The organism is Streptomyces sp. NBC_01176, from assembly GCF_045039825.1.
GTDB lineage: Bacteria > Actinomycetota > Actinomycetes > Streptomycetales > Streptomycetaceae > Streptomyces.
This window is the reverse complement of sequence record NZ_CP108600.1, coordinates 9,621,909-9,634,541: the sequence shown is the minus strand read 5'-3', so window position 1 is coordinate 9,634,541 and position 12,633 is coordinate 9,621,909. Positions and strand designations below refer to the sequence as shown.

Here is a 12,633-nt window from a genome sequence, read left to right as displayed (position 1 = left end):
GGGAATGCTCGGTTCGGCTGCTGCACGGCGGGTGCGTCCTCTCGGTGAGGGGTGACGGACCCGCGCCGCGATCGCGGCGCCGCCGGGGCGTGGGTGTCGGAAGGCGCACGCTGCGAAGCGGCGGGGTCCGTCTCGGTGGTTGCGGTGGCAACTGTCCGGCCCACCCCCGGCCCCGCACATCGGCAGAATCACCGGCCTTGGACTCCCGCCGGTCCGGCCTGCCTCCGCCGCACCGCACCTCCGCGTCCCTCAAAGGCGGCGCGCCGAGCGGTCGCACCTGGCCACAGGGCTCGGGACGCCACTCACCGGTCAACCGGCCTCGGGGTAGGTGATGACGAGCATCGTGACCCCTTCCTGTGAGGTCCAGGGCCCGTGGGGCATGCCGGGCGGGCGGCACGCGTACATCCCGGCGGTGAAGGTCGCGCCGAGGGTGAGGTCGTGCAGGGCCCCCTCCAGGAGATGGACCTCTTCCCAGAAGTCGTGCCGGGACACGCCCTGGGCGGAGGTGTCGGTGCCCGGCTCCCAGCGCACGAGCGCGGTGCGGGCGCCGGTGGCGGGATCCTCGGCCAGGACCTGTTCCCGAATTCCGGGGGCGGCTCCCGCGGGCGTGCTCCAGAGCCCGTCGGGTCGGTGGAACTCCAGCTCGGGCTTGCTCATCGCGACACCGCCGGGCGCCGCCCGGCCAGGACGCCGGTCCATTCCCCGGTCAGCCGCAGGTTCTTCTCAAGGTCGGGGCCGGTGGTGCGCCGGCGTGGCACGGTGCGCAAGGCGGGTTGCCTCCTTGTCGGTTCGGCGGACGTCGGTGGTGGGGCACGGTGGCCGCGACGGCGGGCCGGTCCTGGTCGGCCGCGACCGCGACGGGATCGCGGCCGCGGGACGGGCCGACCACGGTGACGGACCGCGGTCACGGCGATGTACGGCGCCGGCGGGAGCCGGCTGCCACCGCCGACGAGCAGTGCGGTGAGCAACACCGGGGCCACGAGCCGCCGATGATGGCGGCCAGGGTATCCGCGAGCGAGGAGACTGCGCAGCCCGGCGCGGGCGAGAACCGCTCGGCGTCATTAGCGCCGCCGGCCGTCGGAGAACGACGTGGATGGCGTGGGCCCGGGGCGTGGGGGCCGATGCGGACGTCCGTCGGAGTCTCGCCGCGCGCCGCGGCGGCGATTTCTTCGGTTGCCCACGGGTCAGTCCAGCAGCGAGCGGGGCCGCGAGGCCAGGATCGCCTCGGCCTCGTCGCTGATCGTCCGGACCACCTCAGCGGCGGGGCGGACCGCATCGACGAAGGACGCCGACTGACCGTAGAGAATCGCGCTGGTGTCGGGGTCGGGTGTCCCCTCAAGGGGGTTGACGTCTTCCGCAGGCGCGAATTCCTCTTTGCGGTTCCGCAGCGTCGCCTCACGCTCCGCCCACTCCTCGGTGAACCGATTGCGGCGGACGCGTTGGCCGATGGTCGCGGGCCACGGTAGGTCCGACACGATGTCGTAGGCCCGCGTCCAGACCGTGTCGCCGCCATCGCTCTCGACGATCAGGCGTTTGTGGACATCGTGCACCTCGACCGCTTCGGGCGTGGCGAGGAACGCCGTGCCCAACCAGGCGCCGTCCGCACCGGCGGTGAGGACCGCCGCGAGTGTCCGGCCGTCGCCGATGCCCCCCGCGGCCAGGACCGGAACATCGGGGTATCGCCTCACGATCCCGGCCAGGAAGGGCAGCAGACCCATCATCCCGGTGTGGCCCCCGGCCTCCGTGCCCTGCGCCACGAGCACATCGGCACCCGCGGCGACCGCCATCGCCGCGTCGTCGTGGTTCTGGACCTGGCACATCACCCGGGCGCCCGCGTCCTTGGCACGGGCAACCCAAGGCCGGGGGTCTGCGAACGACAGCGCGATGACGTCTGTTCGCTCCTCCAGCGCGGCGTCGAAATGCGCCTCGGTGAACGGGAGGAACGGCGTGATGAAGCCGACTCCGAACGGGCCGTCCGTCGTGGCGCGGATGGTCGCGATCTCCGCGCGGATCCAGTCGGGCCCTTTCCAAGGATGCGTACCCCCGAAAGAGCCGATCCCGCCGGCAGCGGAAACCGCGCCGGCGAGCGTCCCCCCGCTGTGCAGGCCCATGGGGGCCGACATGACCGGGTAGGCGATACCGAACATTTCGGTGAATCTCGTGTGCAACATGGCTCGACGCTAGCGACATCGACGAACCCGGCCCGCCAGCGACGCGGTGGGCGACCGGCTGCGTCCACGACACTCGGCCGCCCTGTGCCGTGCCCCAGACCGGTCGTTGCTGCGGTGGCGGTGGCGGTGGCGGTAGCGACGGAACACCGTGGCCGGAACTCGACTCCTTCTGTTCACCGTCCGCCCTTCAAGAGATCAGCGTCCGGATGTGACGTGGCGGCCGCTTTCAGTCCTGGACAGATGCCTGATCTTCTTTTGTCATCTCATGTCTGCCCAGCTCGGACCGCTCCTGACTAGCGTCGTCGCTGTTTGAACTATCGACCCGGGAAGAGCCCCTATGTCCAGTATCGATGACAACCCGTCACAAGAGCCGACCGAGCGGACTCGGCGTGGTTTTCTGCGCAACGCGGCCCTGGCCGGTGCGGGAGCGGCAGCCGTAGGAGTCGGCACGTCCGTGGTCGGCGCAACGCCCGCGTTCGCCGCGGACACCGCTGACACCGTGGACGCCGCCAAGAGCGGCAGGACCGGCACGTGGAGACCGGATCAGACCGCCCTCCAGTTCACCCTCGCGGTCATGCCGGACACCCAGTTCCTGTACTGGGGCAGCCAGGACAGCGTCAACCGGACGCCGCAGGAGGAGTCTTTCCGCTACATCATCAACAACAGCGGGGACGGCACCGACAACATCGTGTTCATGGCGCACCTCGGCGACCTGACGCAGGACGCCGACCCGTCGTCGTTCCAGCAGGTCGACAAGGCGTTCGCCCTGCTGGACTCGCACGGTGCCGCGTACAGCGTGCTGGCCGGCAACCACGACGTGACCGGCGACGACAGCCGTGGCGACACGCCGTACCTGCAGACCATGGGCCCGCACCGTTTCAAGCACGCGAAGACGTTCGCCGGCGCGGACCCGACCGGTTACAACACCGCGCACATCTTCCAGGCCGCCGGCCGTTCGTGGCTGGTGCTGGCCCTGGACTGGCGGACCACCGACCAGGGCTTCGCGTGGGCCAACGACGTCATCAAGGCCCACCCGAAGATGCCGGTGATCCTCACGTCGCACGACATCGTCGCCTCTCCGTACGATGACAACGTTTTCCCTTACGAGTCCGGCGACCCGGAGGACAACGCCGTACTCTCCGGCTACGGCCAGACGGTCTGGGACAAACTGATCAACGACAACGACCAGATCTTCCTGACCCTCAACGGTCACTACTGGCCGCCCGGGCGTACGACCAAGAAGAACGCCGCCGGTCACGACGTGGCCATGCACATCACGAACTACCAGAACCGCTACTTCGGTGGCGGCGGCATGATCCGGCTGTACCACTTCGACCTGGCCCGCAACACGATCGACGTCGAGACGATCAACCCGTGGATCCTGGCTCAGGACCCGGAGTCCCGCAACGAGTTGGCGGCCGAGCACGCGCGGATCACCGGCCCGGTCGACAACTTCTCCATCCCGATCGACTTCGAGAAGCGGTTCGCCGGCTTCATCCCGGTTCCGGTCCGGCCCGCCCGGCCTGCCTCCCGGGAACTGGTGAAGGGCACGCTGGCGTACTGGCGCTTCGACGGCCAGGGCGCGCCCGGCACCTCGCTCTCCGAGGGCCAGAAGATCCACGACCTTTCGGGCAAGGGCAACGACCTGACGGTGGTGACGGTGCCCGGAGCGGCCTCCGACGCGCTGACCTGGTCCGCCGACCACCACCCCGACCAGCCCGGGCACGCCAGCCTCAAGTTCGTCGGCGGCAGGAACCCGGTCCACGGCTCGTACCTGACCACCGGGCCGAAGGCGCCGCTGAACTCCGAGACGTTCAGATCCGGGTACACGATCGAGACGTTCGTGATGATGCCGCTGGACTGGGACGCCGGGAAGAACGGCAACGCGTCGATACTCAGCCGCCGCGGTTCCGCCGGGGCGGCCGGCAAGCACGGCAAGAACACCGACCCGAACGAGCCGCTGGCGCAGTTCGCCATCACGAACAACGGCCGTGAGGCGCAGTTCAACCACTACCCCATGAACGACACCTACCCGACGACCAACTGGGGTCACGGCATGGTGGAACTCAAGTGGTGGCACCTGGCCGTGGTCAACGACGGCCATTACACGAAGTTGTACGTCGAGGGCGCTCCGGTCGTCGACAACCCGAACCGGCTGTCGGTCGGCCTCACCTCGCTCGGGCTGCCCTGGCTGGTGGGCGGCCACGAGTACGCGGGCGCCGTCGACGTCGTCTTCCACGGCAACGTCGGTGACATCCGCATCGTGAACCGTCCTCTGTCCACGAACGAGTTCCTGACCGCCAAGTAGGGCGGCCCCTCCCGTCTCCGGCCCATATGCCGGAGACGGGAGACTCTCGTTCCAGGCTCGGCAGCATGGCGAGAAGTGCGTCACGGGGCCGTGCCGCCGGAACTCGACGGCACGGCCGGACCTCTCTCCCCCCTCTCCGCGCTACGCCCCGGGGGTGGCGACGAGCCAACTGGTGTCGTCGGACCATGCGTTCGCGTTGTCATACACATGGGAGCCGCCGTCGCCGGCGATGTACTCGGTGAAGTTGTGGTGCCGCAGGGACTCTTTCGGGATAGTTCACTGAAGGGAAGGCGACTCCCTGGCGGCTGTTGCCGGCCGGGGAGCTTCTCGCCCCCAGGCGTTGCGGGCCGCCACTCCAGCGATTGATGTGCTCGCATGTTCAGCCGACCTACAACGCCCCTCTCCGCAGCTGAGGGACCGCGGTGACCTGGGGGTACCCGCGCCAGTTGAAGGCACGAAAGTCACCAGCATCAACCCCCGGTCCCACTTACACTCCCCCGATGAACAACATGCGGTGCACCCAATGCGGTCAAGTCGGGCTTGAGCAGGGCTTTGTCAGTGACAGTGGCAGCGGCGCCCGCGGGTACGCGCGATGGTTCGGTAGCCTCCTCGAGCGGGGCACCATGGGCATAGCCAAGACACGGGGCTTGCCGCAATGGCAGATCGACGCCTACCGCTGCCCGAACTGTTCGCCGTCGAGCGATTGAACCTTCGAGGGTAACGTCTCCTGACGGTTCGTGATCTTCGGTCATGTTTTGGCTTGTTCGGCGACGCTGTGCATGGCGCGGATCACCTTGTGAACCCCATCTGCTTCACGTCGAGTTCGCGTCCCGGCGGTCTCTTGGCGGGCGTCGGAAGCCGGAGCCGACGTTGCAAAGTCGAGGTCGGCCAGGGTCGAGATGCCCAAGGTGGCGGCGAGTCGGTACAGCGCGTCCACGAGGCCGTGGGTGCGGGCGCGGGCGCGGGCGATGTCGTGCTCGCGGCCAGGGCGGACCGTGGAGACCCAGATCGGCCGGCCGTCCGGGGCGGAAGATGACCCCGACGTTGCCACCGTATGCCGGTGTTCTCCCGACCACCGGAGGTCTGTCCTGTTGGGGCCGGGGGCGGCGACGCGGCCGGTACGGATGACGATGCCGTCCAGGTTGAGGTGGGTGTACCCGGCGGCCGTCCCGCGCCCCCAGGGCCATGGACAGGTCTGGACCATGTCGGCGCCCGCGGTCAGGTCCTCGTGCAGGTAGCGACAGGTGGTCGGTGTCGGATGCCGTTGTCCGGGCCAGTTGGACGAGCCGCGTCCCGTCAATGAAGCACCGCGGCGCAAGGACTGCCGGACAGCGCCGGGACACCGCGCTCACTGCCCACCGTGCGCGATCGAAGTTTTTCGCGTCTGCCGTGAACTTTGTCGCCGCGCGGCGCATCGAACATGTGTAGAGGGCAAGAAGATGGCTCGCGGCCGCCGACAGCGGCCGTGCTGCCGGGACCCGAATGGAGTGTGATCGTCGTGAAGAACGCTTACTGGAACACCGACCAGACCGCCACTCGTCCAGTGGCCGGTGCTCGCGGCAGCCGCCGATTCAGCCGTGTGGTGCTCGCGGGCGCTGCCGTCGCCGGGCTGGGTCTGGCAGGTACGGCCGCCGCGCAGGCCGCAACCGGCAGCGGTGCGGCCGGCTCGAAGGCCACGCCCACTTGCTCCGCCTCCGCGCTGAAGGCGACCTTCGGCCAGAAGCTGGCCGGCGGCATGAACCACCAGGGCGTGGTCATAAATCTCCGCAACCTCAGCGGCAGGACGTGCGCACTGCGCGGCTTCCCCGGGCTGGGCCTGGAGAACTCGGCGCACAAGACGCTCGCCTCCCACACGTACTGGGGTGACACCTGGTACGCCGCCAGCCCCGGCAAGAAGACCCTTGCCCTCAAGGACGGCGAGAGCGCCGAAGCGGTCATCTCCTGGAGTCACGCCAACACCGGCACCTCCGGCGCGGTGCACGCCTCGTATCTCCAGGTCACCCCGCCCGCCGCCACCCAGCACAAGACACTGGCCTTTCCCGAGTGGGTCGACAACGGTGAGCTCAAGGTCACCGCACTGGCCAGGCACATCACGGTGAACGAGTAACCGCCTTCCCTCCCTGCGACGCCCAAGGGTTTCGGACACGGTTCCCGCGAGCCGCAGAACCGCCCTCGACACCGGCTGAGCAGGGCGTCGCGCAGCGGGACATCGGTCCCTGCGGACACGCCCGCGGGCCCGGACCGATCGGTCCGGGCCCGCGGGCCGTTCGGGGCACCGTCACGGACAGCACTTCCGGCTTCGCCTGTCGCGCGGGCATATGCACGTGGCTGGCGCCCGCAAGGCCAAGCCGCGGGTCCCGAAAAAGAACGACGCCCCGGCACCACCGCCCCGACGAGGGACTCGGACGGTCCCGGGGCGGCCTGACCTGCAAAACCCATCTCGCCGGGGAGGGCGGCCGCCGTCCCACAGCCCTCCTGCTCAGGCCGGGCCAGTGCGGCGACGCCCCACAGACGATCGAGGTCCTCGACCGGATCCGGGTTCCCCGACCGCTGGGCGGACGACCCCGGACCCGGCCCGAACACGTCAGCGGCGACAAGGCATACAGCTCTCGCCGCACCCGCCGTTACCTGCGAAGGCGCAACATCAAGCACACCATCCCCGAACCGAAGGACCAACGGGCCAATCGCCGACGCAGAGGCAGCGCAGGCGGCAGACCCACCGGCTTCGGCCCCGACCGCTACCGGAGCCGCAACGAGGTCGAACGGACCATCAATCGCCTCAAGAACTCCCGTGCCGTCGCGACCCGTTATGACAAGAGGGCCTACGTCTTCCACGGCACCGGCACCGCAGCGGCGATCCGCATGTGGCTCCGCCCATGATTTGCCGGCCGGTCAACGGTGGTACGCCGATTTGGGCACGGTCTGCCGTCAAAACCGCCATCGGCCGCAGAACAACCAGGTCAATCGCTGAGTGAAGTGGTGCCGCCAAAGCCACCACGGCAGCCGACGGTGGGCGACGAACGACCACAGGTCGTCATCGGCTTCGTTGCCGCGCGGGCAAGCGCGGAGTAGCGCGAGAGACGGCTGGTCAACAGTCCGATGCAGACGAGCGACGTGGGCCAGAGCGATCACACCTTGGCGGCGGATCTCCACATCCTTGGACCCCATCGCCTTCGTGACCCGCGGCAGAATCACGTCCGCGTCCGCGTGATTGAGGGCGAGAGCGATGATCGCCACCCCCACGAGCGGCTCACCCCGAACGAACGCGGCATCGACCTCCTCAGGCCGATCGATCCACCGCAACGTGGACCCGTCCTGCCAGTCGAGGACGGGCGTCGAATCGACGGAAGCGCTCTCATCGCGGTGCACGCCCCGACCTTACCGAGGCGCCCCACACCTCGATGACATCCCTTTGGCGTCACGATCCGCCGGACAGGCCTTAGGCGCTGTTTCTCGGATCTCCCTCCGTGAACGGGGTGTTGGGGGCAGGCTGGCTCCATGGGACGCGGAGACCTGACGAATGCGGAGTGGGACCGGCTGGAGTCGTTCTTACCTCGCGGTGGTGCGCGTGGGGGCCGGTGGAGTGATCACCGGCGGGTGATCAACGGGGTGCTGTACCGGGTCCGCACGGGGGTGCAGTGGCGGGATCTGCCCGAGCGGTTCGGACCGTGGGAGACGGTCTACAAACGTCATCGCCGCTGGTCGGCGGACGGGACCTGGCACATGCTGCTGTCGAAGGTGCAGGCCGCCGAGGACGCCGCGGGCCACATCGACTGGGACGTGTCCGTCGACTCCACGGCGGTGCGAGCTCACCAGCACGCCGCCGGCGCGCGGAAGGCACCGCCCACCGCGGCTGCTCAAAAGGGGGCCCTTCCGCGGACGAATCAGGGCGATCCGGTGCTTCGGAAACTGGCCGTCCGGCTGGAGGAGGTGGTCAGGTCGGCGAGTGCCTGGGACGTTCCCGGGGCGGCTTCACCACCAAGATCCACCTCGCAGCGGACGGGCGATGCCGACCGCTCACCGTTCTCCTGACACCTGGACACTTCGGTGACGGCCCCCAACTGCAGCCCGTCCTGGAGCAGGTGTCGGTACCCCGCAGCGGGGTCGGCCGGCCTCGCAGCCGGCCCGACCATGTCCTGGCCGACAAGGCCTACACATCCCGCGAGAACCGCCGCTACCTGCGACGACGCGGCATCTCGCACACCATCCCCGAACGACTCGACCAGCGCAGACACCGACGCAACCGCGGTTCCCAAGGCGGTCGGCCCACCGGATTCGACCGCGAACGCTACAAGAAACGCAACACCGTTGAGCGAGCCATCAACCGTCTCAAGGGCTTCCGCGCGGTCGCCACACGCTACGAGAAACGGGCCTACACCTACCTCGGCACCGTCACCGTCGCAGCACTCATCATCTGGCTCCGCACATGATCCGAGAAACAGCGCCTAGTACCCGCGGGTCCTGCGGCGCCCGGCCATGAGGAGGGCGGTGCCGACGGCGGCGACCGCGGGGGCGGCGATGCCGACGAGCAGGGTCGAGTCGTCGGTGCCGGTCGCGGCCAGCGACTGTGGGTTGTTGGGCGAAGGGGGCGGGGCCGGGGCGCACCCGGGTGCGCGTCGTGGACGTGGCCTGGTGGGTGGAGATGGGCGTGAGGGGCGGAGTGGGGGTGGGGGTGGGGGTGGGGTCCGCCTTCGAGACGTTGATGTCCTCGCCGAAGCTGCCGTCTTCCGGGGCGTCGACATCACTCGCGTCCGCGTCCGGGATCGCATGGGCCACGCTGCTCTTCTCCGTCGGCCGTCGCCGTGAACGTCAGGGCGAAGTGTCCGTCAGCCCTGGTAGTGGTCGTGCCCTCGAAGGAGGCCGCGGAGCCCGGCTCGGCGGGCTGGTAGGCGACCTTCACCGTGCCGCCCTTGAACGGCTTCCACGTCCGGCCGTCCTGCCGCTCCCAGTACCCCTCGGCGGTGACTTCGCGCGTGCCGCTGATTCTCGGGCCGACCTTGTAGTCCCCCCGGAACCGGGTCGCGCTCGCCGTGCATGTCACCGAGACGTCCGCGTCGGCCCTCCATGAACCGTAGGCGCCGGGCTCCGGAAGTCCGTTGCCCAGAGGCGTCGGCGTGGGAACTGCGGGAACCCCACCGGCCGTTCAGGCACCGGTCCGGCGCAGCCACTCCTCTTCCTGGCCCGGTTCGGGCAGTACGTGACCACCCTCGACGGCGGAGCGGGCAGGGCCGTCCTGGAGCACCACCATGATCCGGCTCTCGTCCAGGCCGGAGACCCGGGCGACCGCTGAGGACAGCGCCACGGCCAGTCGCGTCGCCTCCTCCTGGGGATGTCCCCGCCGTACCCAGCCGGTGAGGATCAAGGGCGTCGCAGGACGGCCGCCCGCGAAGACACTGTCCGGGGGCAGTTCGGAGAAGACCACGTGGACGTAGGCCGGAGGCACGTGGTTGATATCCACATGGATCCGGGTGATCTCGGCCGCCAGCAGAGCCTTCGACTCGCTGGTGAGCGATCCCCGGGCAGTGGTGCAGGTGTAGACGGGCATGACGCCTCCTCGACCGCCCGGCCCGTCGCGGCTGATGACGGTCGGACGAGTCATGGGCGGACAGTGGTTGACGGTGGCCCGGGCAACGGTTCTCGGTCACCGTCTCCTCGGGGTTCACGCGCTCGGTCGGTTCGTTCGCCGTGGTCTCGGTCAGAAGCTCTTGCGCACGCCTCCGTCGACCGACAGCATCACCCCCGTCAGATATGACGCGGCGGGTGACATCAGGAAGGCCGCGGTGCGGCCGAACTCGTCCGGGGTTCCGTAGCGGCGCAGGGGGACGCCCGCGGTGGCACGCTCGCGGGCGGCATCGGAGTCGCCGAAGCGCGCATCGAGTTCGCGTACCCGGTCTGTTTCGATGTGGGCGGGTACGAGGCCGACGACGCGGATGCCCCTCGGACCCAGCTCGTTCGCGAGGTTCTTCGCGTAGCCGGCCAGGCCCGGCCGGAGGGCATTGGAGATCGCGAGGCCTGGGATCGGCTCGTACACGGAGCTGGAGAGGACGAAGCCGATCACACCTCCCTCGTCCAGTTCCTCCGCGACCGCGCGGGACAGCCGCACCGCGCCCAGGAAGACCGACTCGAAGGCGGTGCGCCACTGGTCGTCGTCGATGGTGTCCGAGGTGCCGGCGGGCGGTCCGCCGACGCTGATGAGCACCCCGTCCAGCCGGTCGAAGGCATCGCGGGCCGCGGTGATCAGCCGGCTCGGGGTCCCTGTGTCGGCGTTGTCGGCCACGACCCCGACCGCCCGCCCCGCACCGCCGAGTTCGGCCTCGGCGGCGGCGACCGACTTCTCGTCGCGGCCGCTGATGACCACCCTCGCTCCGTCCGCCGCCAGTTCGCGCGCGGTCGCCCTGCCCAGCCCGCGAGTGCCACCGGTGACGATGTACACCCGGTCCTTCAGTCCACAGTCCATGGTTGCCTTCCTTCGTCCGATCGTGCGGGCCGGACGGCCTACAGCATCGCCTTCTGGGGCTGGGTGGGTACGACGATGACCGTGGTGGTGCCGGCGCTCAGGGCCGCCGTGAACTCCCGTTCCAGGTCGTCGGTGGTCTCCGCCTCGACCGCGCGGCACCCGAAGCCGCGGGCCAGGGACGCGATGTCGATCCCCGGCAGGTCGAGTCCGGGCACGCCCGGGGTCTCCTCCAGCACGGCGAACGACTTGAGGATCGAGTACTCGTGGTTGCGCATGACCACGTAGACGATCGGGAGGTCGTGCTGGGCCGCCGTGTAGATGGCCTGCACGGAGTACTGGAAGGAGCCGTCGCCGATCAGGCCGACCACCGGCCGCTCCACGCCCCTGTCCCGGTCGGCGAGCGCGACACCGACGGCGGCCGGGGTGCCCCACCCGATGCCCCCACTGGCCGTGGCGAAGAACGATCCGGTACGGGTGGTGGGGAGCCACTCGACCTGCTGGGCCAGCGTGGAGGTCGACTCGTTGACGATGACCGCCTCGGACGGCCGGACTCTGCTCAGCGCGGCGTAGACCTCGGGCGGGGTGAGCGGGCTGTTCGGCGTCCGGGGCAGCTCCCGGGGACGTGGCATCGGTTCCGGAGCGGTCCGCGCCGAGCCTTCCGTGACCATGTCCAGGAGCAGCTCGATCGCGATCGCGGGGTCGCCCAGGAGGCTGTCGCCCACACGTGCCGCCGCGGCGACCGCCGGATCGGCCGTGATCTGCAGGAGCTCCGTGTCCGGGGGGAGGTAGTCGCCGGGCACGTAGGGGTAGTACCGGAACACCTCCGCGCCGATCACGACCACCAGGTCGTGCCCGGTCAGCCGGTCGCTGATGGTCTTCACCGACATCCCGAGCGGACCGCCGAACTGGGGATGGTCCTCGGGGAACGACGCACGGTCCATGAGCGGGGCGCCGTAGACGGAGGCGCGCAGCTTCTCCGCGAGGGAGACGGCCGCGTCCCAGCCGCCGCTGCGGTCGACCTCCGGCCCGAAGACCAGTGCGGGGCGGCGGCTGGCGGAGATGCGGTCGGCGAACGCGCGCAGCCGCTCGGTGTCGGGGGCGACGCGGTTGCTCACCGTCCGCCTCCGGGTGAAGCCGGAAAGCGGCTTCCTCCAGTCGTCCATGGGAATCGACAGGTACACCGGTCCCGTGGGCGGCTGCAGCGCCTCCGCGTAGGCCCGCATGAAGGCCTCGGGGACGTCTTCGGCGCGCGCGGGCTCGTACGACCATTTCACCCACGGTTTCGGCATCGTGATGGCCTCACGGTTACCGAGATACGGATCCCCGATCACCAGTTCCCGGTGCTGCTGTCCCGACGTGATGATCAGGGGCGTGCCTCCGTGGTACGCCGCCACCACGCTGCCCATCGCGTTTCCCACCCCGGCCGATGAGTGCAGGTTGGCCAGCGCGGGACGGCCGGTCACCTGCGCGAAGGCGTCGGCCATCGCGACGACGGACGCCTCCTGGAGTGCCAGGACGTAGCTGAAATCCTCGGGGAACTCCTGCAGGAACGGCTGCTCGGTGGAGCCGGGATTACCGAAGACGGTGGTGAGTTCGAGGGTGCGCAGCAGGTCGTAGGTCACGCTGTGAACGGTGGAATGCTCAGTCATGGTCGCTGTCGACTTTCTTGCTGGGGGTCGGGCTTCGGGTCGGCGGGC

At 69.6% G+C, this 12,633-nt stretch carries 12 protein-coding genes and 1 pseudogene; 5 read left to right on the top strand and 8 right to left on the bottom strand.

Annotated elements, in window-relative coordinates:
* Positions 1-309: 309 nt before the first annotated feature.
* Both OG199_RS42005 and OG199_RS42000 read right to left on the bottom strand, forming a co-directional pair.
* Complete coding sequence (locus tag OG199_RS42005; protein ID WP_356800674.1) at positions 310-657, bottom strand: cupin domain-containing protein; 348 nt, start codon at positions 655-657, stop codon at positions 310-312.
* 527 nt (positions 658-1,184) lie between these two features.
* A complete protein-coding gene (locus OG199_RS42000) occupies positions 1,185-2,171 on the bottom strand; it encodes an NAD(P)H-dependent flavin oxidoreductase (protein ID WP_401808274.1) in 987 nt (328 codons plus the stop codon).
* A 337-nt stretch (positions 2,172-2,508) separates the two neighbouring features.
* Here OG199_RS42000 and OG199_RS41995 point away from each other — a divergent pair, with 337 nt between their 5' ends.
* On the top strand, positions 2,509-4,479 hold the full coding sequence (locus OG199_RS41995; protein ID WP_405834192.1) for a LamG-like jellyroll fold domain-containing protein: 1,971 nt from the start codon (positions 2,509-2,511) through the stop codon (positions 4,477-4,479).
* A 500-nt stretch (positions 4,480-4,979) separates the two neighbouring features.
* On the top strand, positions 4,980-5,186 hold the full coding sequence (locus OG199_RS41990; RefSeq protein ID WP_405834190.1) for a hypothetical protein: 207 nt from the start codon (positions 4,980-4,982) through the stop codon (positions 5,184-5,186).
* Positions 5,187-5,227: 41 nt separating this feature from the next.
* Here OG199_RS41990 and OG199_RS41985 read toward each other — a convergent pair whose 3' ends face one another.
* Entirely contained in the window at positions 5,228-5,416 is a 189-nt protein-coding gene (locus OG199_RS41985; RefSeq protein ID WP_405834188.1) for a hypothetical protein, read from the bottom strand.
* Positions 5,417-5,977: 561 nt separating this feature from the next.
* On the opposite strand from OG199_RS41985, the gene OG199_RS41980 reads away from it, so the two are divergent.
* A complete protein-coding gene (locus OG199_RS41980) occupies positions 5,978-6,586 on the top strand; it encodes a DUF4232 domain-containing protein (protein ID WP_405834186.1) in 609 nt (202 codons plus the stop codon).
* 202 nt (positions 6,587-6,788) lie between these two features.
* Positions 6,789-7,359: pseudogene (locus OG199_RS41975) on the top strand (IS5 family transposase); the annotation flags it as partial.
* A 48-nt stretch (positions 7,360-7,407) separates the two neighbouring features.
* Here OG199_RS41975 and OG199_RS41970 read toward each other — a convergent pair.
* A complete protein-coding gene (locus OG199_RS41970) occupies positions 7,408-7,848 on the bottom strand; it encodes a hypothetical protein (RefSeq protein ID WP_401803161.1) in 441 nt (146 codons plus the stop codon).
* A 129-nt stretch (positions 7,849-7,977) separates the two neighbouring features.
* Between OG199_RS41970 and OG199_RS41965 the strand changes: the two genes are divergently transcribed.
* Positions 7,978-8,909, top strand: a protein-coding gene (locus tag OG199_RS41965; RefSeq protein ID WP_393778048.1) for an IS5 family transposase whose coding sequence is annotated in 2 segments (ribosomal slippage) — positions 7,978-8,376 and positions 8,379-8,909 — 930 coding nt in all. Because the reading frame shifts where the segments join, the coding sequence is not laid out codon by codon here.
* A 311-nt stretch (positions 8,910-9,220) separates the two neighbouring features.
* Here the strand turns inward: OG199_RS41965 and OG199_RS41960 are convergent.
* The 4 genes from OG199_RS41960 to mdlC all read right to left on the bottom strand — a co-directional run bounded on the left by OG199_RS41960 (position 9,221) and on the right by mdlC (position 12,585).
* On the bottom strand, positions 9,221-9,520 hold the full coding sequence (locus OG199_RS41960; RefSeq protein WP_405834183.1) for a hypothetical protein: 300 nt from the start codon (positions 9,518-9,520) through the stop codon (positions 9,221-9,223).
* A 102-nt stretch (positions 9,521-9,622) separates the two neighbouring features.
* The gene (locus OG199_RS41955; protein WP_356805147.1) at positions 9,623-10,024 is read right to left on the bottom strand and encodes a tautomerase family protein; all 402 of its coding nucleotides are present in this window, start codon (positions 10,022-10,024) and stop codon (positions 9,623-9,625) included.
* A 150-nt stretch (positions 10,025-10,174) separates the two neighbouring features.
* Positions 10,175-10,936 (bottom strand): SDR family oxidoreductase, encoded by a 762-nt coding sequence (locus OG199_RS41950; protein WP_401803169.1) that lies wholly within the window; start codon positions 10,934-10,936, stop codon positions 10,175-10,177.
* 38 nt (positions 10,937-10,974) lie between these two features.
* Complete coding sequence (gene mdlC / locus OG199_RS41945) at positions 10,975-12,585, bottom strand: benzoylformate decarboxylase (RefSeq protein WP_405834178.1); 1,611 nt, start codon at positions 12,583-12,585, stop codon at positions 10,975-10,977.
* Positions 12,586-12,633: the final 48 nt, after the last annotated feature.

What these genes read in the sequence shown, in the direction of transcription:
- OG199_RS42005 (WP_356800674.1), bottom strand. Translation starts at nt 657, where the DNA reads ATGAGCAAGCCCGAGCTGGAGTTCCACCGACCCGACGGGCTCTGGAGC.
- OG199_RS42000 (WP_401808274.1), bottom strand. Translation starts at nt 2,171, where the DNA reads ATGTTGCACACGAGATTCACCGAAATGTTCGGTATCGCCTACCCGGTC.
- OG199_RS41995 (WP_405834192.1), top strand. Translation starts at nt 2,509, where the DNA reads ATGTCCAGTATCGATGACAACCCGTCACAAGAGCCGACCGAGCGGACT.
- OG199_RS41990 (WP_405834190.1), top strand. Translation starts at nt 4,980, where the DNA reads ATGAACAACATGCGGTGCACCCAATGCGGTCAAGTCGGGCTTGAGCAG.
- OG199_RS41955 (WP_356805147.1), bottom strand. Translation starts at nt 10,024, where the DNA reads ATGCCCGTCTACACCTGCACCACTGCCCGGGGATCGCTCACCAGCGAG.
- OG199_RS41950 (WP_401803169.1), bottom strand. Translation starts at nt 10,936, where the DNA reads ATGGACTGTGGACTGAAGGACCGGGTGTACATCGTCACCGGTGGCACT.
- mdlC (WP_405834178.1), bottom strand. Translation starts at nt 12,585, where the DNA reads ATGACTGAGCATTCCACCGTTCACAGCGTGACCTACGACCTGCTGCGC.